The sequence below is a fragment of the Nocardioidaceae bacterium SCSIO 66511 genome (assembly GCA_023100825.1).
Lineage (GTDB): Bacteria > Actinomycetota > Actinomycetes > Propionibacteriales > Nocardioidaceae > Solicola.
The window spans coordinates 62,267-84,781 of record CP095846.1 but is presented as its reverse complement, the minus strand read 5'-3'; the positions used below and the strand labels follow the sequence as shown (position 1 = coordinate 84,781).

Below are 22,515 nucleotides of genomic sequence, written 5' to 3'. Positions count from 1 at the left end.
CTCGACTAGGACGTCGCCACGCTAGGGGCGGGTTCGGGCTCCTGGCATCCTGCGGCGATACAGGACCCGGGCCGACTCAGGCCGTTCGGCTGCGCTCGAATCGCACCGGAAGTCGCTCGAACCCGCGCAGCACGCGGGTCGGTTTGCGTACGGGCCGCCCGTCCAACCGGAGGTCGGGGAAGCGCTCGTACAACGTTCGCAGCCCTACCGTCGCTTCCATTCGGGCGAGGCTGGCGCCGAGGCAATAGTGCACGCCCGAGGAGAACGCCAGGTGGTCGCCGGCGTTGCTGCGAGTGACGTCGAACCGGTGCGGGTCGGCGAAGATCTCCGGATCGCGGTTGGCACCGGCGAGCATCACCAGAAGCGCCTGGCCCTTCGGCACGCGTACGCCTTCGACTTCGGTATCCCGGTACGCCTCTCGTAGCGTCAACTGCACGGGAGACTCGTAGCGCAGCACTTCCTCGACGAGGTTGCCCCACAGGTCGTCCTGCTGCGCCTTCGCCAGCTGATCGGGGTGTGCGTCCAGGGTCGCGACCGCGTTGCTGATCAGGTTGACCGTCGTCTCGAACCCGGCACCGAGTACGAGCAACCCGGTCGCGCGCATCTCATCGTCGTCGAGACGATCCTCGCCGTCGAGCTGAGCGAGCTCGCTGAGCAGATCCTCGCCCGGATGCTCGCGTAGGTAGGCAACGTGTTCGTCGAACCATCCGTACATGGCGCGTAGATCCTGCTCGGCGTCGCGGTACGTACGCCAGGACAGATCTGGGTCGAGTGTCACCGCAGCATGGTCACCCCACTCGAGTACGCGCTGACGCATGTTCTCCGGTACGCCGAGGATGTCGGAGATGACCGCGACCGGCAGCTGGGAGGCGTATCGCCCCACCAGATCGAACCCGTTCACCCCGGATGCCGTGATGCGGTCGAGCAGATCGTCGGCGACGGCTTGAACGCTGGACTCGAGGCGGGCGACCGCTCGCGGTGTGAACACGCGCGAGACGCGACGCCGGTTACGAGTGTGCTCAGGCGGGTCGATCGCGAGCATCGACGGCGGTGACAGCGGGCCGAGCGCACCTGGGTCGGCGACCCGGTCGAGTAGTCGTTCGACGGGGCGGGGGAGGCCTCCCGTGCCGCCCGCAACCCCGAACGCATCGCTACGCAGGACGTGATTGGCCGCGGTGTACTTGGCCGTTGCTCCGATGTAGCGGCCAAGGTAGACCGGGCCACCGGCGCGTACCTCGTCGTACCCGGCGAACGGGTCGGCACGAAGCCGCTGATCGACCACCATGCGAGCGAGCAGATCACCCCGCCGCGCACCGAGCCGCAGACCCCAGCGGGTGAACCCGAACGCGCAGGCCCAGGTCGCGAAGACGCGACCAGGAACCCGTGATCGACGCTCCGGGCCCCAGTCGGTCTTCGCGACAGTACGCACCGCGCTCCCGGATGCCATCGGGCAGGTGCCCGCCTCCGCCATTGCGTTCGGTGTAGCGCTATCCGGCCTCGACAACGGCCAATCCCTTCATCGATTCAGCGTCTCCGACGTACGGAACGCCTTCGGTATAACGGTCAAGGACCCGCAGCAGGCCCGCATTGCGCACCATGATGTCGCGAAATGTCTCGGCGAGGACGTCCTCGGAGAGTTCCGGATCCAGCTGCGCCTGCACGATCAGCTTCCATCGATACCGGAGGGCGTGCACGAGTCCATCGCGATCGCCGAAGATCTCGGCGTACTCACTGCGCCACGGCAGCTCTCCACTCGCGTCGATATCGATCTGCGCGATCACCTCGCGGACCGCTTGCCAGCGTCGGTGCGTCTCGTCCCAGCTCATCGCCGTCGCCTCCCCATCTCGCTTCGTTGCGATGAGTCGACGTTAATGCGGTGGCGAGGGGGCACACATCGGGCGACGGTACGCAATCGGCTTACTACCGTGGTAGGAATCGGCGGGCCTCCCCGGGAACGATGTCGATTCCGGGCGTACTGCATAGGCTGACGTCATGGACGGAGGCATCCTCGCGTTGATCAAGGGGATCCCCGCGCGCATCGAGGCGGGCGGTGCGCGACGCGGGCTCGCCTATCCGTGGTGGATCCCGATCATCTGCGCGTTCGGTACGACGACGCTCGCGATCCTCGCGCTGGTGCAACGCGAGGCGCTGTTCCCACCGCGTGCGGTCACGTTGTCACTGGTGCTCGTCGTCGGCGCGTTCCTCCTCGAGTTCGCGACCCAGAAGTTCGCGCCTTGGTGGTTCATCGCCGTCATCCTGCTCGGCTCGGTGGCGTGGCTGATGGGCGATCCGGGAGGCGTCTCTGCTCCGCTCGACATGGCGCCGCCGATCCTCGCCTTTCTCGCCGCAGAGGTCACCGCGACCGATGGATGGCGCGTCGGTTCGTTCGTGACCGCGCTGTCGATCGCGCTCATCGGGATCGCGGGCTTCGACGGCCGGATCGTGCATGTGCTGGAGATTCTCCTCGGTCTGATGGTCGGCGCGATGCTGCGCTGGCAGATGCGTGCTCTGGTCGCCGAACGCGCCGCGCGTACGGGAGAACGCGAACGCGCGACGCTAGCCGAACGGCAACGGATCGCAAGGGAGATTCACGATCTGGTCGGGCACTCCCTCAGCGTCACGCTCTTGCACGTCACCGGTGCGCGCCGGGCACTCACCGAGGATGAGGACGTCGACGAAGCGGTCGACGCGCTCCGGGACGCCGAACGCATCGGCCGGGAGGCCATGGCAGACATCAGGCGAACCGTGGGTGTGCTCGCGACGGAGTCGACGGGCAATCGTCCGCTGCCAACCGCGACCGATATCCGCGATCTGGTCGAGGACGTACGCGCGGCCGGCGTACGCGTGTCGTACGAGGAGCACGGAGCGCCTAGTGCATTGACGTCCGTCGTCGGGCTCGGTGTCTACCGAGTTGCTCAGGAGTCGCTCGCGAACGTCGCGAAGCATGCACCGACCTCGCAGGTACGAATGCTGCTGGATGTTGACGGCGACGAGGTACGGATGTCGGTGCGCAACCGGCTGCCGGCCTCGTACAAACAACCCGGCGATGGCTCGGGTCTGACCGGCATGGCGTCGCGTGCCGAACAGTTGGGCGGGCACTGTCGTACCGGCCCCGACGAGGGACACTGGATCGTGGACCTCGTCGTACCGGCCTCGGCGCCCGAGGGGGCCGCCCCGACCGAAGACAGCGCCGACTGCGTCGTACGGAGGATGCTGCCGTGACCGAACCCGCCCGGGTACGAGTGTTGCTTGTCGACGATCAGGAGCTCGTACGCTCCGGCATCCGGCGGATCCTGCGGCGACGAGACGGGTTCGAGATCGTCGGCGAATGTGCCGACGGCGACGAGGTCCCGGCCGCGCTCACCAACGCGCAAGTCGATGTCGTCGTCATGGATCTGCGGATGAAGCGAGTCGACGGCATCGAGGCCACCCAACGGCTGCGCGACGCCGAGGATGCTCCCGCGGTGCTTGCGCTCACGACGTTCGACGACGACGAGATGCTGTCGGGTGCCTTGCGTGCCGGCGCGGCCGGTTTCGTACTCAAGGACTCGCCGGCCGAAGACCTCATCCGTGCTGTGCGCACCGTCGCCGGCGGCTCCTCCTGGCTCGATCCGGCGGTGACCGCTCGCGTACTCAGCACCTACCGGACCGCACCCGCATCGCGGCCTGCCACCTCGGCGGATGCGCTGACCGTACGCGAGCGCGAGGTGCTCGAGGCCATCGGACACGGGCTGTCGAACGGCGAGATCGCGCGTAAATTGCACATCTCCGAGCTCACTGTGAAGAGCCACATCGGCCGAATCTTCACCAAACTCGGGCTCCGCGACCGGGCCGCGGCAGTGGTGTACGCCTTCGACCACGGGCTCGTCATACCGAACGAGTCCCGCGGGCCGATCGTAGGTCGTTAGGTTCGCGACCTGTCCAGCGGAGTTCGGCGCGAATTGCACCACCGACACCATGCCGCGTGGTGCAATCTGCACCGAACTTCCCGCAGCGGATGGGCGGTCGTACGGCCGAAGGCACCCAGACCACCGCCGGAATACCCGGCTGGCGCCCGCGGTTACATGAGCACAAGATAGTTGAGGCGTCAAGTTGCCGCCTCGATTCGGACCGCGAAGGAGGGCCCGATGGACACCCGCACGTTGCGATACAACCTCGCACAGAGCTACTACGACTCCCGCGACTACCGGGCCGCGATCCACGAGCTCAGCCAGATCATCGCGGACGACTCCGACAACGTCGGCGTTCGGATGCTGCTCGCCCGCTCGTACTACCACGCGGCGCTGTTGGCCCCGGCCGAGGCGCAGCTGCGTGAGGTCATCGAGCGCGACCCGACGGAGTCGTACGCGCACCACATGTTGGCGCGTACGCTCGAGCGGCAGTCGCGTCCCGACGAGGCGACCAAGCACCGTAGGATCGCCGCCGCGCTGACCGGCGACGACGACCTGTTGCGCGCACATGGTGCGACCGCCAAGACGGGGGCATGACAGTGACCGATTACGGTCTCGAGGTCGAGTTCGGCGTCTTCGTGACGCCGAACTCCGACCGCGTCGACGACATCTTGGAGTTGGCATCGCTCGCCGAGGTGTCGGGGCTCGACCTGCTGACGATGCAAGACCACCCGTACCAAGCACGTTTCGGCGACACGTGGACGTTGCTGTCGGCGATCGGCGCGCGTACGAACGCGATCCGGATCTCACCGAACGTCGCGAGCCTTCCATTGCGGCCCCCGGCCGTCCTGGCGAAGTCGGCGGCAACGCTCGACCTGCTGACCGGTGGGCGCGTCGAGCTCGGCCTCGGAGCGGGCGCATTCTGGGACGCGATCGAGGCGGCCGGCGGAGTCCGCCGTACGCCGCGGGAGGCGGTCGACGCGCTGATCGAGGCGATCCGGATCATCCGGGGCTTCTGGCAGGGCGGCTCGTTGAGCGTCGACGGTGAGCACTACCGCGTCCACGGAATGCATGCTGGACCCGAACCGGCCCACGACATCCCGATCTGGCTCGGCGCGTACAAGCCGCGGATGCTTCGCGTCACCGGTGAGCTGGCCGACGCCTGGATACCGAGTATGGGGTACGCCGACCCGCCGGCGCTGGCGGAGATGAACGCCCGTATCGATGACGCCGCTGCGAATGCCGGCCGCGCGCCGCAGTCGATCCGCCGCATGTACAACATCAGCGGACGGTTCGGCACGAGCTCCGACTTCCTCAAGGGGTCGCCCGCCGACTGGGCCGAGCAGTTGGCCGGCCTCGTACTCGAGCAGGGCATGAGCACCTTGATCCTCGGCAGCGACGACGAGACCGATATCCGGCGGTTCGCAACACAGGTCGCACCGGCCGTACGCGAGCTCGTAGCAGCGCACCGGTCCGCACCTGCCACTGCTGCATCCTTCGACGAGTCGTTCACCGGTCAGGCGCCTTCGGGTTTCGGGCTCGATGCCTCCCCGCTGACCGTGCGGCCGACCACCGACGACGGCCGACGGCTCGTCGAGAAGCAGCCGTGGGACGAGAGTTCGCGTCCGACGGCAGCCAAGCCGCTCGAAGCCAAGTACACGCCCGCCCAGCAAGCCGTTCCGCAACATCTGATCGAGGTGCACGACGGGCTGCGCGGAGAGCTCGAACGCGTCCGCTCGGTGCTCTCGCAGGTACGCGAGGGAAGCCTGCAAGTCGGTGCCGCTCGCTCGATCATCAACACGATGGCGATCCGCCAGAACAACTGGACCCTGGGGGCGTTCTGCGAGTCGTACTGCCGGATCGTCGCGAGCCATCACACGCTCGAGGACACCGGAATCTTCCCGCATCTGCGTCGCGCACAACCCGATCTCGTACCCGTGATCGACCGGCTCGAACGGGAACACGAGGTGATCGCCGACGTGCTCGACGCTCTCGACCGCGCGCTGGTCGGCCTGGTCGACGACGAGGGCTACGGCACGACGGGCCAGGCGGCGCTCGACGAGCTCGAACACCAACTGGACCTGTTGACCGACACATTGCTATCGCATCTCGCGTACGAAGAACGCGAACTCGTGCACCCGCTCGCGGCCCACGGCTTCGGCTGAGACCGGCGCCGTCATCGCCTCGCCGCAGCGATGGTTCGGCCGGCAACGAAACATCGGGCGCCCACAATCGGAGAATGCTCCGCTCAACAGTTCTTCTCGATCCTGCGTACCGAATGCCGACGCCGGAGGCGGGCGCCCACGGGATGGGGTGGCTGCGCTCTCATATCGCGCGTTTCGCCGACGGCACAGACCATGCCCGCATGCGCGCGGCCGTCGAAGACCAGCTCGACCGGCTCGACGTCGATCCGTACCCGGGCGAGGATCCGACGGACTGCCTGCTGCGTTCGCTCGGTCTGCCGAGATCGCTCGCACACCAGGTCGCGTCGATCGCCGCCGCGTACCACCCACATCAGCCGACAACGACCGAAGCCGACGAGGCCGTCGAGCGTTTCGTAACGGAGTTCGACGAACGCAGTGAACGCGTCGCCGCCACGATCTGCCTTCTCGTACAGGCGCATGCGGGTACGCGCGCACTCATCGACGCACTGGAGGCGGGCGACGGTAGAGCGCCCGTTCCGATGACTCGGCGTGTCGCACCAGACGGTACGGTCGTCGAGGTCGATCTCGCCGACGCGCACTTCGGGCGCGGCCCACATGCATGTCCGGGCGAGGCGATCGCCCGCCGACTGGCAGCGGCGGCGCTGACATGACGTTCGCCGATCTGCATCACGGTCGCGGGGCGCTGCTGTTGCCGAATGCCTGGGACGTCGCCTCGGCGCTCGCGTTCGTCGATGCCGGTCACCCCGCCGTCGGTACGACCAGCCTCGGTGTCTCAGCGAGTCACGGCCACCCCGACGGAGCGCGCGGCGGCCGAGAGCGTACGCGCGACCTCGTACGCGCCCTTCGTACTCTGCCCGTGCACGTCTCAGCAGACATTGAAGACGGATTCGACGGCGATCCGGCCCGGGTCGCCGCGTATGTCGACGAGTTGGGCGTCGCAGGCATCAACATCGAGGACAGCACCTCGGAAACGCTGATCGAACCAGTGGCCCACGCATCGAAGATCGCCGAGATCAAAGCGACCTGCGGCGACGCCGTGTTCGTGAACGCGCGGGTCGACACGTTCTGGCTCGGTCAGGACGCGACCATCGAGCACACCCTCGAACGCGCGCGACACTATGTCGGGGCCGGTGCAGACGGAGTCTTCGTACCCGGCGCATTCGATCCAGAGACGATCGTCGCGCTCGCATCCGGGTTCGACGTACCCCTGAACGTCCTGCCCCAACCGGGCCTCAGCGTTGCCGAGCTCTCCGAGCTCGGCGTTCGTCGGGTCAGCTCGGGATCACTCCCGTACCGGGCTGCCCTCGCAGCCGCGGTTACCGCAGTCGACTGCGTACGCGCCGGAACGAGTCCGGAGGCGATTGCGTACGCGGAGGTCCAGCGACTCACTCGCTCGTATGCCCCGTAGCGGTCGGTTCTTGCGGAGTCGGTGGTGGTCGTTTACCAAGTAGACATGGTGAAACTCCACTTTGCACGGCAGCTACACCGTGCAAAGTGGCACCTTGCCACGCCGATTGGTTCGTACGTGGCCATCGGTACGTATGTGACGCCGAATCCGAACGTTACCCCGATCCCATCTCAAAGTGCCGCGAAAGCCGCCAAGCAACCGAACCGAAATGGCGCCTCCGCGCGTCGCCGCGTCTGCCCAGCCAGACGTAGCGGGAAAGCCGAGCGCGAACCGAGGTGGGCAGGCGGGGTAGCCGCACCGTAGGAACCACGAGAGCGCGTCACCTCCCGACGTGCGCCGCGATCACGGCACCTCGACGTACGTACGCTCCAGCACCGGGCCGAGGTCGAGTCCGGCGGGCAGGGTGCCGAGCGCGCCGCCCCAGTCACGGTCGAGCCGACTAGCGCAGAATGCGTCGGCGACCGCGCTCGGCGCGTGCCGCACGAGCAGCGAGCCCTGGAACACCAGCGCGATCTGCTCGACGACCCGTCGCGCGCGCAGCTCGATGTCGTCGAGCGAGCCGAGGTCCTTCTTCAACCGTGCAAGGGCGTCGTCGAATCGCGCATCGGCACCTGCGGCCTGCTCCACCTCGGCGAAGTACGCCTCGAGGGTCTGGGGTTCGCGCGCCATCGCCCGCAGAGCGTCCAACGCCGCGACGTTGCCCGACCCCTCCCAGATCGACAACAACGGCAGCTCCCGGTAGATCCGCGGAAGATCCGACTCCTCAACGTAGCCATTGCCGCCCAGGCACTCCAGTGCCTCGGCAGCATGGATCGGCCCGCGCTTGCACACGTAGTACTTCGTCGCCGCCAGTGCGAGCCGGCGCAACGCACCCTCCGACTCGTCCCCGCGGACCGCCCGGTCGTTGGCACCGGCGAGGCGGAGCATCGCCGACGTCGCGGCCTCGGACTCGATCGCCAGATCGGCGAGTACGTTGCGCATCAGGGGTTGGTCGATGAGTGACTTGCCGAACGCAGCGCGGTGCCGCGCATGGTGCGCCGCCATCACCAGCGATGTACGCATCCCGGTCGACGTCGCGACGACGCAGTCGAGTCTTGTCATGTTGACCATCTCGACGATGGTGCGTACGCCTCGGCCTTCATCACCGACCCGCCAGCCGTACGCCCCGTCGTACTCGATCTCGGCCGACGCATTGGAGCGGTTGCCGAGCTTGTCCTTGAGACGCATCAGAGCGATCGCGTTGCGTTGTCCACCAGGCAACACCCGCGGCACCAGGAAACACGACAGGCCCTCCGGAGCCTGCGCGAGCGTCAGGAACAGATCGGACATCGGCGCCGACGTGAACCACTTGTGCCCGGTGAGTCGGTACGACCCGTCGGGCTGCGGCTCCGCGCGCGTGGTGTTGGCACGTACGTCTGATCCGCCCTGCTTCTCGGTCATCGACATGCCGGCGATGAGTCCGCGCTTGGTGGTCGGCTCGCGTAGGCCGTAGTCGTAGTAACGATTCGTCAACAGGCGTTCGTACACGGCCGCGAGGTCGGGCGCCGCTCGGAGCGCAGGAACGATCGAGTACGTCATCGAGACCGGACACGCGTGGCCGGCGTCGGCCGACCATGCCATCAGCTTCGCCGCCCGGGCGACATGTGCGCCTGGTCGGTCGTCGGCCCAGGCCGCGCCATGCAGCCCGTGGGAGACTGCGGTTTCCATCAGGCGGTGGTACGCCGGAACGTACTCCACTTCGTCGATGCGGTGGCCGTAACGGTCGTGGGTCACAAGCCGCGGCGGATAGCGCTCAGCGAGGCGGCCCCACTCCTGTACCTCCGAGCTGCCGGCGAGACGGCCGAGCTCCTCGAGCTCCTGCATCGCCCAGCCGGCGCCCTCACGCTCGACGCCTTCACGGAGGGCAGCGTCCGCACTCGTGTCATGCCCGACGAGGGGCGGCGCCTGGTTGAGCACGTCGTGCGTTGCGGACATGAGGCACCTCTCGATCGACGAAGTGTTACATATTGTGCCACGGTTGTACCCGAACCTGTAGCGTGCGATGCTGCGTCTGTGGCAGCCGACCAGCACCGACCCACCCCGCTCCCGGCACGCTCCGTCGTGCTCAGCCTGCTACTCGGCGCCCATCCCGAGCCGATCAGCCCGTCGGCGATGACCCGCGCCGGCAACTACTTCGGGATCTCCGCATCGACGATCCGCGCCGCACTCAGCCGCGCCGTCGCCGCGGGCGAGGTCGAGCGCAGTCACGCCGAGTACGTGCTCGGCGACCCACTTGTCGAGCGTCAGCGCTATCAGACGGAGGCGATCGACGACGCGGAGACCGAATGGGACGGCGACTGGGAGCTCGCCGTCGTCTCCGTCACCGGCCGCACTGGCTCGCAGCGCGCGGCACTGCGCGACACCATGCGCGCGCACCGGCTCGCGGAGCTCCGCGAAGGTGTCTGGACTCGGCCGGCCAACCTCCGCCGACCCTCGGAGTACGCGGCGAACCGGGTGCTCACGACGTTTCGTGCGGTGCCGGACGGCGACTCCGTCGATCTTGCGGCATCGCTGTGGGATCTGGGCGCCTGGAGCGGAGGCGGCCGGCGGCTACGCGCTCGGCTGGAGGCCACAACGGAGCCCGCGGCACGACTCGCGGTCGCGGCCCAGCTCGTTCGACACCTCGCGACCGACCCGTTGCTCCCGGCGCCGCTGCTGCCCGTCGATTGGCCGGCCGCGGAGCTCCGCGGTGCGTACGCCGCGTATGAAGCCGAACTACGCGGGCTCGCGCTCGGTTAGCCGACGACGGGTCATCGGTCGTAACCGCCCTCCGGCGGCACCATCTCGGCGCGTACACCGAGCAGCCGAATCGGCCGATCGTCGTCCAGCCCGGCAAGCAGGTCGAGCGCAGTCTGCGCGATCACCTCCGGGTCGTACGTGGGCTCCTGCAGTTTTCGTACGCGGGTGAAGGTGAAGAACGGCGCGAAGCGCACCTTCAGGTGGACGCGCATACAAGGGCGCTCCTCGGCGCGGATGTCGACCACGACCTGCTCGGCCAGCGCCCGTACGGCGCCGGCGATCTCCTCGACGCCCGTGAGGTTCTGCTGGTAGGTCGTCTCGTGCCCATGTGCACGGGCTACCCACGGGGTGTCATCGACGGTCGCCCGGCTCAGACCGCGACCCAAGTTGCGCAGGTACGGCCCGGTGTTCGGTCCGAACTCGGCCACCAGCTCCGGCTCGGCCGCGTACGCGAGGTCGCTTACGGTGTGGATCTCCAGTCCGCCAAGACGCTGCGCGATCCGCTTACCGACTCCCCACAGCGCCTGCGTCGGCCGCTTCCCCATGACCTCCATCCAGTTCTCCTTGGTCAGCATGAACACCCCGCGCGGCTTCCCGAACTCGGTGGCGATCTTGGCTCGGACGAGCGTGTCGCCGATGCCGACGGAGCAATGCAGCTTGGAAGCTTCGAGCACCGCCGCCTGCAGCCCTCGGGCGGCATCGACGGGGTCGTCGGCCGCGATGCCGACGAACGCTTCATCCCAGCCGAGCACCTCGACGACGGTGCCCGGATACGTACGAAGGGCCTCCATCACCGTCGCCGACGCAGCGTCGTACTCCGGAAAGTCGACCGGCAGTAAGACCGCCTCCGGGCATTTGCGAACGGCGGTCTTCAAGGGCATGCCCGAGCGGATGCCGAACTCTCGTGCCTCGTACGACGCCGTCGATACGACTGCTCGTTCGGATGGGTCGCCTCGACCGCCGACGACAACGGGCAGGCCGATGAGCTCGGGCCGACGGAGGAGCTCGACGGCCGCGAGGAACTGGTCCATGTCGACGTGGAGCACCCAACGCGCCATGGCTACATCCTGCCGCCGTCCACCGACATCCGCCCGGATCCCGTACGGTTGGTGGGCGGTTCGAGAGCATCGCGCGAGGGAGCAAGTGGGATATGACTGGAACGAACACGGGCTGGGGATCACACACGACCGCCGAGCCGATCTATGAGCAGTTGCTGCGTGAAGCAGACGAAGGCATCCGACGCAGCGTTTTGGCCGGGCAGTCGTCGCAGCCGAATGCGCCGCACCCGACGCCGAACCCGGGTCCGAGCTGGACGGGCACCTCCTCGGCGCCGCCCGGACTCCCCGGTCGCGGCTACTAGCCGGTATCGGGCGTTCATGACCTGAAATGCCGTGAACGCTTCGGCCAATGTTGTCGCGCCAGCACGGTTTACAAACGTGGCGGCGTTGCAAAATCAGTGACGTGTTACAACATCTTGCGCGTTGGTATCGACCTCAAACCCTCTGTACATAACGCGATTCAGACAGTAGCGTTCCCGCAGACTTCGACGACAAGTACCGAGGGAGCCGTAGATGTCTGATGATGCAGTGCGCCCAAATTCCGAGCCGAGCGACTACGAACGGATCGGCGGCGGACGCGCAGTGAGTGCGGTCGTGGACCGCTTCTACGACCTGATTCTCGCTGACCCGAGTTTGGTCGACTACTTCGCCGAAACCCGCATGGAGCATCTGAAGCGACACCAGGTGATGCTTGTCTCACACTTGCTGGGCGGTCCGGCCGAGTACGACGGCCGCGATCTGCGCACAGCCCACGCGGGCATGGACATCGGCGCTGCAGACTTCGATCGAGTCGTCACCCACCTGGTCACGGCGCTGACCGAGGCCGGTGTCCCGTCGGACGTGATCGACCGACTCGGCGGTTCACTCGGCGCAGCCCGGGCGGACATCGTCACTGCGTCCTGATCGCATGGATACCGCAGCACTCAAGGACTCGTGGGCCATCGTCACCAAGTCCGGAGACGACGTCCCCCTGTTCTTCTACTCGCATCTGTTCCTGTCCCACCCCGAGCTCCGCTCGATGTTCCCGGTCTCGATGTCGCAGCAGCGCGACAAGCTGGTCGGCGCACTCGCCAACATCGTGACCCACGTCGACGAGCTCGACGAGGTGATGCCGTTCATCAACTCGCTCGGCTCGGACCATCGACGCTTCGCCGTCGAACCGGAGCACTACGACGCTGTCGGCGCTTCGCTGCTCGCCACTCTCGGGCATTTCCTCGGACCGCGATGGACCGACGAACTGGCCGCCGACTGGACCGCCGCGTACGGCGTCATCGCCAAGGTGATGATCGACGGCGCGGAGAAGTCGGCCGAGACGACGCCGTCCTGGTGGAACGCCGAGGTGATCGCGACCGAGCGACGCAGCGTCGACGTCACTGCGATCCACGTACGCCCGGACCAGCCGCTGCCGTACCGCCCCGGCCAGTCCATGGCCGTCGAGGTACCGCAACGTCCGCGCTTGTGGCGCTACTACAGTCCGGCGAATGCGCCCCGCGACGACGGCGTCATCGAGTTGCACGTACAGGTCGTCGACGGAGGCCAGGTCAGCACCGCGATGGTGCGTACGTTGCGGAAGGGAGACACCGTCAAGCTCGGTGCTCCCGTCGGCGAGGCGCTGACCCTCGACAAACCGCCTGAACGAGTACTGATGGTGGCCGGCGGCACCGGCCTGGCGCCACTGCGCGCAGTCGTCGATCAAATCGACGAGCATTGGCAGCAGAACGGCGACGGGCCGAAGGTCGATCTGTTCCACGGCGCGCGAATGCCGTGGAACCTGTACGCCGACGAAGCCCTCACTGCCCTCAACGACCGTCCCTGGTTCGACTATCACGCCGCCGTCTCCGACGATCCCAGCTGGCAGGGTCTGCGCGGCCCCGTCGGCGCGGTCGCCGCCGGGCACGGCTCGTGGAGCGGCGGCACGGCTTACGTGTGTGGCTCACCGGCGATGGTCGAGCACACGGTTACCCAGCTCACCACGGTGGGTGGCGTCCCTTCGGCCGACATCCGCCACGAACACTTCGGCGATGGCGGCTACCAGCCCGTCTTCGCCCAGCATGACGCAGGAGGCCAGTCGTGAGTGAGACCCAGACGAGTCGGATGGCGGCGACGATTCGGAACGCCCGGTTCACCGTCCACCGCAACGGATTCGACCAGGACGAGGTCCTGCGCTACCTCGATGCCCTGGCCGACACGATCGAACAACAGGAACAGGAGATCGCCACACTTCGTGCCGAGCGTGAGTCGAGCAGCGACAACGCGATCAACGAACGTGCCGTCCTGATGTTCAGCGAGGCGCAGAAGATCTCGGACAACCTGATCGACGAGGCCGTCACCCATGCCCGCGATCTGATGTCGTCGGCTCGCACCCAACAGCGCGAGATCGTCAAAGAAGCGCAGCAGACCGCCGCATCGCTCGTCCGGCAGAACGATGCGATCGACGGTGACGGTACGGTGGGCGGCTACGACCACCAAGTGCCCGAGATCGAGTACGTACGTACGTTCGCCAAGGTGGCGCAGGTCCAGTTGCGTGCTGTGCTCGATGCGCTCAACGAACAGGTCGAGACGCTCGGCGAGGTTCCGCGCCTGTCGGATCGCAGCGAGACGCAGCGGGCTTCGTTGCCCGAGCCGCGTCGAAGCCTGCCGGACAGGTCGGCCTGACCCGATCGGACTGACCGATCGGGTCGGCCGGTCAGTCCTCGAGCCGGGTGAGCTCGATCATCCGCTGGCCGCCCGGATGGCCCCAGTTGCCGATATGGCGGAAGCTCCAGCGGCCCTGCCTGGACGCCCAGCGGAGGTCACGGCGGTAATACCAGAACGCGTTGCGTTCGGTGAACTGAGCGCGGGTGTGCCCGTCGAGGGGGAACCCGGGCGGGCGCTCGAAAAACGTCGCGTAGAACGTGGCACCCGGCTTCATCACCTTCGAGACGCGATACATGCACAGCCGGATGTTGTTCAACGAGAGATGGGTGAAGACCGAATGCGCGATCGCCATGTCGAACGACACCCCGAAGTCACCGTCGAAACGATCCGTACCGCGTAGATTCGCGACCGGCAGTCGCTCGCGACCCTCGTCGTCCAGCTCGTGATCGTACCCGGCGACGATCGCGTGCGGGTTGAGGTCGATCCCGTAGTAATTGCCGGGATCGAGATAGTTCGCGAACTTGACGCCACCGCGCAGGCTGCCGCAGCCGACGTCGAGCAACCGCAGACCGGGTTTGAGACCTTGCGAGACGAGGAAGTCGAGCTGTAGCTTGCCGATCTCCTCCCATCTGCCGCCGACGTACGCGCGGTGCTCTTGTGCCCGGATCTCGCCGGCGCTGAACGCGCGTGTGTAGTCGGGGTCGCGGCGATCGCCGGACTCGCTGCGCTGCTCTATCTCGATCACTAGTCCTCCGTCGGCGTTGAGTTCTGCTCTGTAGCCGCGCCACATCGAGCGGGGACGAGAGCACGTCATGACCACCCGGCGACGGGAAACGGACACGCGTCGCGCCCGTGTCGTCAAGCCTCTGTCGCGCTCGGCGCGCAGAACATGGAGGCCAGCACCCATATCCGCTGCACAACGCTTTGCAATGCTTGCCACATGAGTCGGGAGTTGTCCGTACCGCTGTTCTGGCGGGTTTGCATGATCAACGGCGCAGTGTTCGCACTCGGCGTGCTCGTTCTGGTGCTGTCGCCGATGACCGTCTCGGCCAGGCCACTGTGGTCCGAGGGGGTGATCCTGTCGATCGGCCTCGTCGTCAGCGTCGCACTCAATGGGCTGCTGCTTCGCTCGATGCTGCGTCCGCTTGACCGGTTGACAGCCGTCATGGCGACCATCGACCTCCGGCGGCCGGGGCGCCGACTGGACGAGTACGGATCGGGTCCGGCGCGTTCGCTCGTCGCCGGATTCAATGCAATGCTCCAGCGCCTGGAGGTCGAGCGGGGCGTCAGTACCGCCCGCGCCTTGCGCGCACAGGAGACCGAGCGGCAGCGCGTCGCCCAAGAGCTGCACGATGAGGTCGGGCAAAGCCTCACCGTTGTCCTGCTGACCCTGAAGCAGACGATCGATGCCGCACCCGACCGGGTCGTACCCGAGCTGGAGCAGGCCCGCGACACCACTCGTACGACGCTCGAGGAGGTGCGCCGCATCTCCCAGCGGCTCCGGCCCGGCGTGCTGGCCGACCTCGGACTACTCAGATCGCTTTCCGGTCTGGCGAACGACCTCGACGCTCGTACGGACATCTCGGTTCACCGCAGCTTTCCGCCAGACATCCCCGAACTGCCACAACAGACCGAGCTGGTCATCTACCGTGTGGCGCAGGAGGCGCTGACGAACGTGACGAGGCACGCCAACGCACAGAACATCGACTTCGACCTACGGCTTCGCGAGTCGACCCTCGTACTCGAGATCGCCGATGACGGCGCCGGCCGCGATGAGTCGGCGATGGGTGCCGGAATCCAGGGCATGTACGAACGCGCAAGCATGGTCGCCGGCCAACTCGACGTACGTACCCGACCCGAGGGCGGCACCGAGGTCCGGCTCGAGGTTCCGGTGCCGGGAGAGTACGTATGACCGCACGAATCCTGCTCGCCGACGATCACTCGCTCGTCCGTGCCGGCGTGCGCCGAATCCTCGACGCCGAGCCCGACCTCAGCGTCGTGGCCGAAGCGGCCGACGGGGCTGAGGCGGTCGAGCTCGCGCGCACGACCGAACCCGACCTCGCGATCCTCGACATCTCCATGCCGCGGATGACCGGTCTGCAGGCCGCCCGCGAGATCAGCCGACGGTTTCCCGATATTCCGACGCTGATGCTGTCGATGTACGACAACGAGCAGTACTTCTTCTCCGCGCTCCAGGACGGCGCGTGCGGGTACGTACTCAAATCTGCGGCCGATGAAGACCTCATCACCGCATGCCGCGCCGCCATCCGCGGCGAGTCGTTCCTGTACCCGGGCGTCGCCGGCACGCTGGTGAGCGATTTCATGGCGCGGATGCGTCGTGGCGAACGCGTACCGCGCGCGGTGCTGACCGAACGCGAAGACCAAGTGGTGAAGCTGATCGCCGAGGGGTACTCGTCGAAGGAGATCGCCGCCACGCTCGTCATCAGCTACAAGACCGTTGAGCGTCATCGCGCCAACATCTTGTCCAAGCTTGGGATGCGCGATCGTACCGAACTCACCCGGTACGCGATCCGCGCCGGCCTGATCGAACCCTGAGCCAGTAGAACGACCAGGTATCCGACGTCCTAGTGCCCTGCGTACTGAGCCTCGCGGGATTCGATCCGAGACGCGACCTGCTCGCGCTTGATCCGTTTGACCAGCGTGAATCCCGCGAGGCCGGCGACCGTGAACCAGACATCGGCGCCGAAGCTGACGACGCCGAAGTCGCCCCCCAACACGTCGAAGACCAACGCCGGGACACCGCGGCCGAGAGCGAGCAGCGATGACACGAAGGCGACCTTGTGTAGCAACGGCGTACCGCGGCCGAATGCCAGCAGGATCGCGCCGATCGCAGCCCCGTACATGAGGACGCCGGCCAGGATGTCGTAGGCGAGGAACCACGGCCGCTCTCCGATCGGTGCGAACGAGTCGGGCAGACCGCCGCGCCATCCCGCCGCCCAGGCGATGTGTACGCAAGCGAACGCGAAGCTCCAGATCGCAACGAGCAGGCCGTGAGTCTCTAGTCGTCGAATCATGCCCCCAATCTGTCGACTCCGGGCAGAATCCGGATCACTACAGAGCGCGAATCACGCTCCCCCGCGAGGAGGATCGGAGTCGGCTCAGGGCGCCGGGACGATCGTGCCGCCCGGTCCGATGTCGGCGTAAGAGTGGTCGATCCGGACCTTCTCTCCGTCGGCCTGCACCTGATAGAGGTTGATCACAGCGCGCCGGTTTCCGTCAGCGTCCTCTTGGAAGGTGACCTCGGTTGCGTAGTGGCGGTTGAACTCTGCCTGTTGGGCGTTGTTCAGGCCCTCGGCTCCGTCGATCAGCAGCCCGAGGCCACCGTTGGCGATATCACCGCCGTTGTACGGGTTGGGCGGTTTCATCCCCTCGGGCACCGGGCCGCCCGGCGGCGGCGCCTGGTCGTTGGGCGCCTGGGTGCCGTCGTTCAGCCGAACCGATCCGTCCTCCATCGTGACGTACGCACCCTGCTGGTCGCCGATCGACTGCCATTTGCCCGACGGCTTGCCGATATCACCGGCGAGTACGAAGGCCATCGTCGTGGCGAGGTCCATCGGGTCGCCGTACGCGATCGCTCCATCGCGAGAGATCAACGTGCGCCAGGTGGATCCGGGACCGTCGTCACCGATGAAATCGTTCGGGGCACCGATCACCGGACCGTCGTACGCGGGGCCTGGGCCGGGCCGTTGCACGTAGTAGAGCCGCCCGTCGGGACCGACGATCTGCCCATCGGAGTTCGGAACGCAGAGGAAATCCAGCCTGGCCTTCGTCTCCGGCGTCAGCTGCCACTGTTGTGCGAGCAGTTCGACCGCCGTCGGCCTGTTCTCCAGGATCAGCTGCCGTACCTCGGGATTGAGATTCGGGTTCAGGAGCGCATCGACGAGGTGCTGGTCGGTGAGGTAGCGCAACCCTTCTGCAGTGACGGCGGTGTCGCGTATCTCGAACGGCAGGTCCGTCAAGCGCAGGTTCAGACCCGGCCAGGCCGCGATCGCCGCCATCGGGAGGTTGCCCGCTCGCCAGAGCTCGCGTACCTCCGCATCCGTCGGCGGGCGACTGAGCTTCGCCGCAACCTGTTCGGCAGCCTGGTCGAGCGCACGATCGAGCTGCTCCTTCTCCATCGTGAGCTGACCCTTGAGTGCCGGATCCTCCGGCTTCGTACCCGTCGCCTCGGCGTACGCGGCATTCAGCTTGCGGATCGATCGCGGTGCCTTGCTGCTCTCGTTGTAGATGTCGATCGCGTCCGCAAACACCTCGACCTGGGACGCCGCCCAGATTGCGCCACGCTGCAGGGCGTTGGCGTCAGTCGTCAGCGGACCGTAACTGGGACCGTCCAGGGTCGCCCGCAGATCGTCCGTCGCCTCCGCGGCAGCGGCCCGATGGCGTGCTTCGACACTCTCGCTGACCCGGCCGAACGCCTCGGCCGCGCCGTGACCCGAGCGCGCGGCGGCGCGTACCGCCGCCGATGAGGCGGGGTAGAGCGGAAACAGATCTGGCATGGAGCCTCCATAAGCGGTCGCCTCTTCCTAGAGGCGACCGCTTACAGAACGCTCACAGCCGAGCGCACCCTGCGCGATCTGCGCTATCCGAACAGTTGGGCATCCGGCTGGCAGACCGTGCCGTCGGCCGGCAACTTCTCCGTCAACAGGTACGAGTCGACCTTCGGCTGAATGCAGTTGAAGCTCTTGCCGATCGCCGTGTGACCCCAGCTGTTGAGGGTGATCAGGCTCGATCCGGGGAAGCGCTGGTGCGCCAGTTTCGCCCCGGCCATCGGTGTCGCGTTGTCGTGGGTGTTGCCGATCATCAGCATCGACGTGTCCGTGTCGAACGGGCCGCGGTAGGCACTCTCCGACGACCCCGGCCAGTTGGCGCAGACGGACGAGCTCCAGACGACGCCTGGCCCGAAGTTGGGTGCGTCGGCTTTCGAGTTCTCCGCGGCGGTGACCCACGCATTCGGGTCGGTCGGGTTCTCCGTGTCGCTACAGCTCACGCCGAACTGCGCACCGCTGAGCACGGGCTCGTCCGGACCTTGATCGGCGGCGACACCACTCGAGGAGAGTGGCGGGAAGCCGTACTTCTCCGCCTGGTCCATGATCTTGCGTACGATCTCGCCGAGGCGATCGAGCAGCACCGAGTTCTGTGCCCCGAGGTCTACCCGCCCGACCCCGGGTAGCCGCAACGTGCTGTCAGAGCTGCGTGCTGCCGGCTGGCTCAGGCCGAACCTCAGCACATCGATGATCTTCGTCGCACCTGCGAGCAGTTCGATCGTCGGCAGCGGGACGCCACCGATTCGATGCATCTGGAGGGCGTTGACCGTCAATCCGTACTTGAAGTACTCGCCGTCGATCGTGAGGCCCGGCAGGGCGAGAGGCTGCTTGTCGAGCGAGTCGACCACCCGATGCCACCGCTTCCAGGCGTTACCCGCGAGGGGGCAGCGCAGAATGCCGACCTTGTCGCATCGTGCGAAGGCGGAGCTCAGGGCTTCCTCGATGCCGGGCGCCATCCCCCATCGGGACGTGTACGGCTCACCGCTCCCGTCGTCGTTGGCGTAAGTGACGGGGTCGATGACGCCGTCGATGACCATCGCCCCTACCCGGTCGGGGAACATCGATGCGTACGTCTCACCGAGGACGCTGCCGTACGAAAGGCCGTAGTAGGAGAGCTTTTCGTCACCGAGCGCCTGCCGGACGAGGTCCATATCGCGCGCGACGTCGGCCGTGCTCATGTGATCGATGATCGGCGGGGCCGTCTTGTCGCAGCTGTCGCGGACGTAGTCGTCATAGGCGATCTTGGCCGCGATCTCTTCCGGCGTCTCGGGTGCCATCGTGGTCGGAGCGGGAGGCGCCTCGGTGTCCGGAGCGGGTGCACAGGTCAGCGTCTGTTCGCTGGTCCCGCGTGGATCGAGGCCGACGATGTCGAACTTCGCGCGTACATCGTTGCCGAACATCAGCGACGCGCCAGTGAACTGGATGTTGTCGGCGGCCGTCGCACCCGGGCCGCCGAAGTTCATGAACAACGCGCCGACACGTTCGGCAGGGTTGCTCGCCGGCAGCCGCTTGATCGGCAGCTTCGTGGTCTCGCCGGAGGGGTCGTCGTGGTCGAGCGGCACCTCGACCTTGGCGCATTGGTAGATCAGATCGCAGGTCTGCCAGTCGATGTCCGGCACGGCCGCGTCCGTGAGTGATTGCTGGGTGGTCGGCTCGACCGCGTGAACGCTGTTCGTAGCGACGACGGGTGCGAGCAGGCCGACAAGGGGTAGGGCGACGACCGCGAGCCGACCGATGGTGGAGGTACGCATACCTGCACGCTCACCGACCGCGGGGAGCGGGTCAACCTGGGACCGCCCAGGGGTCAACGGGCCCCTCGACGCCGATAACGAGCACCCGCAGCAGGTCGGCCAGTCGTTTTTGGTCGTCTCGATCCAGTCGATCGAGCACCTCCGCCTCGGCTGCTCCTTCCGCGTATCCGTGTGCGTCAAGTGCGGTCATGCCTGCATCGGTCAACCGCACGTGTACGCGCCTGCGGTCGGTCGCCTCCACCGAGCGCGCGATCAACCCGTCGTCCTCGAGCGGCGCCAGCCGGGCGGAAAGCGCTCCTCGACTCAGGGTCAACAGATCGGCCAGCCGGGACGGGCTGGTGCAGTACGGCTCGCCGAGTCGCCGCAATGCGAGCAGCACCTTGAAGGATGCGAGCGAGAGCTGTTCGGCCGCGAACGCGCGCGCCCTGGCGTTCTGCAGATGCTTGGTCAGGATCATCATCCGCGCAACGATCGCCTCGTGCACCGGGTCGAGCCAGTCCAGCTCCTCGGCCCATGCGGCTACGTGCTCGTCGACCGAGTCGGCTGTCGTCATCGTCTGCCGCCCAAGAATAGTTTTCTCGTAAAAAGTTTTGACCAAAAGTACCTTGGCGCAATGGTGTCACCCGGTACGCAATCGGATCTCGCTCCCGCATCGACTTTGGGCGTCGGTATCGACTCGCTCTGCGCGGCGGTTCGCGCACTGTCGCTCGCGACTCGTTACGACGAAGCGCTCGAACTGGCCGCTGCCGCGGTCGCCGAAAGCGCCGATACGGAGGCACTTTCGGCCGCGGACAACGTACGACTTGCACTCGCAGCTGCCGATGCCGCAGAACGCCGCGACTACGTACGCGGCGGCGATCCGACCGCTGCCGCGTGGTTCGATGAACTCGCCGTACGCGCCCGCGCGCTCGACCCGCACTCCGAGCTCGTCTGGGACGCGGAGCTCCTCGCCGTACGCCGTCGGTACGCGAAGCAGCTGAGGCGACCCGATGGATCGCCGTGGTTCGGCCCCGACGACCGCAACGCCGCCGTTGTCGATGCCCTCGCCTCAGACGCGACGGAGCTGGTCGAACGCGCCCCGGATCCCGCTCGCCGCGGCTGGGCGCGGATGTGTCTCGGTTGGATCGCAGACAACATTCGAGGCGACCGCGACAGCGCACCCCCGCACTACCGCGACGCGCTTGATGCCGGCCGCCAGTTCAACGACGATTTGCTCATCTTCGAGGCACAGCGACATCTCGGCGACCACGCGCACGACGACAGCCACACCGCCGAGGCATACGTACGGTGGTCCTAGGCGACGGCGGCCGCAGCACGCGCCGGCCATCTCGCAGGCGTACTCGCGCAGCAGCTCCTCCTTGCCGTGCTGGCGCAAGACGCCGAGGACGTCGCCGGAGCCCGCCTCCTCGCCGGCGAAGTCCGGCGTTGGTCGGAGGCAGTTGGCGCGACGACGGTCGCAGGCCAGTCGGGCCGATTCCTCAACGGCAGCGACCCGACCAGGCCTCCGGAGTGATCGCCGAGGGATCCATCGGCGATGCGGTCACGACGTCGGCTGCGGCAACAGGTCGGCGTGGCGTACCTGGTAGTCGCCACGGGTGACCTTGCCGAAGGCCGCAGGGGCTACACACGTGCCCAGCTTGGCCTCCCGCCACTTCCCCTGCTTGTTCTGATCCATGCTGAAGTTCCAGGAGAAGCTGACCCGGTCGCGGCTCTTGCCACCGCGCCTCGGGCCTCCGTCGTACACGCTCCAGCCGACCCGGCGGCCGATCCAGTCGTGCACCGCTTCGTCCGCTTTCGTGACGATCGCGGTGAACGTAGCCGTGCGCGGCGCAGTGGCGAGACAATCGACCTTCGCCGTCGCGTGGATCGTTTCGCCGGTCTTGGCCACCCAATGCGAGATCTTCACCTTGCCGACCGCATCGGTCGGGAGACCCTTGGGGGCGAACGGAAGCTTCGGATCGCTGTACGGCTTGGCGTGCACGTCGAACTTGAAGGAACGAACGTCCTTGTCGGGCCAGAACGGCACGCCGAACTCGGCCGAACCCGTCACCGCGGCCGTCCGGCGACCGTCATGGTGGCCGCCGGTCGTGTTCGCGTCGTCGGTGTCGGTGTCCGTGTACGCGGACCCAGCCGTTGCCACCAGTGCACCCGCCGCGACGACGGCCGCCAGCACGGCCCGACCCTGAGTTCTACGCATCTCGTGTCTCCTCATCTGTCCAGCCGCCCCGTCGGCGACCCGTACAGATCACGCTTCCAGGGACGG

At 67.0% G+C, this 22,515-nt stretch carries 24 protein-coding genes; 14 read left to right on the top strand and 10 right to left on the bottom strand.

All coding sequences use genetic code 11. From position 1 onward, the window contains the following. Positions 1 to 76 precede the first annotated feature (76 nt). Both MU582_00395 and MU582_00390 read right to left on the bottom strand, forming a co-directional pair. Positions 77 to 1,429: a cytochrome P450 gene (locus MU582_00395; GenBank protein ID UPK75128.1), complete on the bottom strand. Its 1,353-nt coding sequence runs from the start codon at positions 1,427 to 1,429 to the stop codon at positions 77 to 79. Between the two features lie 58 nt (positions 1,430 to 1,487). After that, complete coding sequence (locus MU582_00390; protein UPK75127.1) at positions 1,488 to 1,826, bottom strand: hypothetical protein; 339 nt, start codon at positions 1,824 to 1,826, stop codon at positions 1,488 to 1,490. A 166-nt stretch (positions 1,827 to 1,992) separates the two neighbouring features. Here MU582_00390 and MU582_00385 point away from each other — a divergent pair, with 166 nt between their 5' ends. The 6 genes from MU582_00385 (at position 1,993) to MU582_00360 (ending at position 7,463) form a co-directional block, all read left to right on the top strand. Further along, the gene (locus MU582_00385; protein UPK75126.1) at positions 1,993 to 3,222 is read left to right on the top strand and encodes a histidine kinase; all 1,230 of its coding nucleotides are present in this window, start codon (positions 1,993 to 1,995) and stop codon (positions 3,220 to 3,222) included. Then, on the top strand, positions 3,219 to 3,908 hold the full coding sequence (locus MU582_00380; GenBank protein ID UPK75125.1) for a response regulator transcription factor: 690 nt from the start codon (positions 3,219 to 3,221) through the stop codon (positions 3,906 to 3,908). Before MU582_00385 ends, MU582_00380 begins: the two co-directional genes overlap by 4 nt. Positions 3,909 to 4,127: 219 nt before the next feature. Beyond that, complete coding sequence (locus tag MU582_00375; GenBank protein UPK75124.1) at positions 4,128 to 4,487, top strand: tetratricopeptide repeat protein; 360 nt, start codon at positions 4,128 to 4,130, stop codon at positions 4,485 to 4,487. Then, the gene (locus tag MU582_00370; protein UPK75123.1) at positions 4,484 to 6,055 is read left to right on the top strand and encodes an LLM class flavin-dependent oxidoreductase; all 1,572 of its coding nucleotides are present in this window, start codon (positions 4,484 to 4,486) and stop codon (positions 6,053 to 6,055) included. Before MU582_00375 ends, MU582_00370 begins: the two co-directional genes overlap by 4 nt. Positions 6,056 to 6,129: 74 nt before the next feature. Beyond that, on the top strand, positions 6,130 to 6,705 hold the full coding sequence (locus MU582_00365) for a hypothetical protein (protein UPK75122.1): 576 nt from the start codon (positions 6,130 to 6,132) through the stop codon (positions 6,703 to 6,705). Then, positions 6,702 to 7,463 carry an isocitrate lyase/phosphoenolpyruvate mutase family protein gene (locus MU582_00360; GenBank protein UPK75121.1) on the top strand — a complete coding sequence of 254 codons (762 nt, stop codon included), beginning with the start codon at positions 6,702 to 6,704 and terminating at the stop codon, positions 7,461 to 7,463. Before MU582_00365 ends, MU582_00360 begins: the two co-directional genes overlap by 4 nt. A 342-nt stretch (positions 7,464 to 7,805) precedes the next feature. Here the strand turns inward: MU582_00360 and MU582_00355 are convergent, their stop codons facing one another. Then, the gene (locus tag MU582_00355; protein UPK75120.1) at positions 7,806 to 9,437 is read right to left on the bottom strand and encodes an acyl-CoA dehydrogenase family protein; all 1,632 of its coding nucleotides are present in this window, start codon (positions 9,435 to 9,437) and stop codon (positions 7,806 to 7,808) included. A 78-nt stretch (positions 9,438 to 9,515) separates the two neighbouring features. Here MU582_00355 and MU582_00350 point away from each other — a divergent pair, with 78 nt between their 5' ends. Then, positions 9,516 to 10,241, top strand: coding sequence for a PaaX domain-containing protein, C- domain protein (locus MU582_00350; protein UPK75119.1), 726 nt, complete (start codon positions 9,516 to 9,518; stop codon positions 10,239 to 10,241). A gap of 11 nt (positions 10,242 to 10,252) precedes the next feature. Here MU582_00350 and MU582_00345 read toward each other — a convergent pair whose 3' ends face one another. Beyond that, positions 10,253 to 11,299, bottom strand: coding sequence for a DNA polymerase IV (locus MU582_00345; GenBank protein UPK75118.1), 1,047 nt, complete (start codon positions 11,297 to 11,299; stop codon positions 10,253 to 10,255). A 92-nt stretch (positions 11,300 to 11,391) separates the two neighbouring features. On the opposite strand from MU582_00345, the gene MU582_00340 reads away from it, so the two are divergent. The 4 genes from MU582_00340 (at position 11,392) to MU582_00325 (ending at position 13,954) form a co-directional block, all read left to right on the top strand. Further along, positions 11,392 to 11,601: a hypothetical protein gene (locus tag MU582_00340; protein UPK75117.1), complete on the top strand. Its 210-nt coding sequence runs from the start codon at positions 11,392 to 11,394 to the stop codon at positions 11,599 to 11,601. A gap of 211 nt (positions 11,602 to 11,812) precedes the next feature. Next, positions 11,813 to 12,202 (top strand): group 1 truncated hemoglobin, encoded by a 390-nt coding sequence (locus MU582_00335; protein ID UPK75116.1) that lies wholly within the window; start codon positions 11,813 to 11,815, stop codon positions 12,200 to 12,202. A gap of 4 nt (positions 12,203 to 12,206) precedes the next feature. Further along, positions 12,207 to 13,373, top strand: coding sequence for an FAD-binding oxidoreductase (locus MU582_00330; protein UPK75115.1), 1,167 nt, complete (start codon positions 12,207 to 12,209; stop codon positions 13,371 to 13,373). Beyond that, positions 13,370 to 13,954, top strand: coding sequence for a DivIVA domain-containing protein (locus MU582_00325; GenBank protein ID UPK75114.1), 585 nt, complete (start codon positions 13,370 to 13,372; stop codon positions 13,952 to 13,954). Before MU582_00330 ends, MU582_00325 begins: the two co-directional genes overlap by 4 nt. 31 nt (positions 13,955 to 13,985) lie before the next feature. On the opposite strand, the gene MU582_00320 is transcribed toward MU582_00325, so the two are convergent. Beyond that, positions 13,986 to 14,681, bottom strand: a complete 696-nt coding sequence (locus MU582_00320; protein ID UPK75113.1) for a class I SAM-dependent methyltransferase — start codon at positions 14,679 to 14,681, stop codon at positions 13,986 to 13,988. Positions 14,682 to 14,876: 195 nt separating this feature from the next. Between MU582_00320 and MU582_00315 the strand changes: the two genes are divergently transcribed. Continuing rightward, positions 14,877 to 15,848: a sensor histidine kinase gene (locus tag MU582_00315; GenBank protein ID UPK75112.1), complete on the top strand. Its 972-nt coding sequence runs from the start codon at positions 14,877 to 14,879 to the stop codon at positions 15,846 to 15,848. Next, positions 15,845 to 16,492 (top strand): response regulator transcription factor, encoded by a 648-nt coding sequence (locus MU582_00310; protein UPK75111.1) that lies wholly within the window; start codon positions 15,845 to 15,847, stop codon positions 16,490 to 16,492. Before MU582_00315 ends, MU582_00310 begins: the two co-directional genes overlap by 4 nt. A 29-nt stretch (positions 16,493 to 16,521) precedes the next feature. On the opposite strand, the gene MU582_00305 is transcribed toward MU582_00310, so the two are convergent. The 4 genes from MU582_00305 to MU582_00290 all read right to left on the bottom strand — a co-directional run bounded on the left by MU582_00305 (position 16,522) and on the right by MU582_00290 (position 20,805). Beyond that, positions 16,522 to 16,971 (bottom strand): hypothetical protein, encoded by a 450-nt coding sequence (locus tag MU582_00305; GenBank protein ID UPK75110.1) that lies wholly within the window; start codon positions 16,969 to 16,971, stop codon positions 16,522 to 16,524. A gap of 84 nt (positions 16,972 to 17,055) precedes the next feature. Continuing rightward, the gene (locus tag MU582_00300) at positions 17,056 to 18,453 is read right to left on the bottom strand and encodes a hypothetical protein (protein ID UPK75109.1); all 1,398 of its coding nucleotides are present in this window, start codon (positions 18,451 to 18,453) and stop codon (positions 17,056 to 17,058) included. An 83-nt stretch (positions 18,454 to 18,536) separates the two neighbouring features. Continuing rightward, on the bottom strand, positions 18,537 to 20,252 hold the full coding sequence (locus tag MU582_00295) for an alpha/beta hydrolase (GenBank protein UPK75108.1): 1,716 nt from the start codon (positions 20,250 to 20,252) through the stop codon (positions 18,537 to 18,539). A gap of 31 nt (positions 20,253 to 20,283) precedes the next feature. Then, the gene (locus tag MU582_00290) at positions 20,284 to 20,805 is read right to left on the bottom strand and encodes a MarR family transcriptional regulator (GenBank protein ID UPK75107.1); all 522 of its coding nucleotides are present in this window, start codon (positions 20,803 to 20,805) and stop codon (positions 20,284 to 20,286) included. Positions 20,806 to 20,865: 60 nt separating this feature from the next. On the opposite strand from MU582_00290, the gene MU582_00285 reads away from it, so the two are divergent. Further along, positions 20,866 to 21,549 carry a hypothetical protein gene (locus MU582_00285; GenBank protein UPK75106.1) on the top strand — a complete coding sequence of 228 codons (684 nt, stop codon included), beginning with the start codon at positions 20,866 to 20,868 and terminating at the stop codon, positions 21,547 to 21,549. Between the two features lie 243 nt (positions 21,550 to 21,792). On the opposite strand, the gene MU582_00280 is transcribed toward MU582_00285, so the two are convergent. Beyond that, positions 21,793 to 22,449, bottom strand: coding sequence for a hypothetical protein (locus tag MU582_00280; GenBank protein UPK75105.1), 657 nt, complete (start codon positions 22,447 to 22,449; stop codon positions 21,793 to 21,795). Positions 22,450 to 22,515 lie beyond the last annotated feature (66 nt).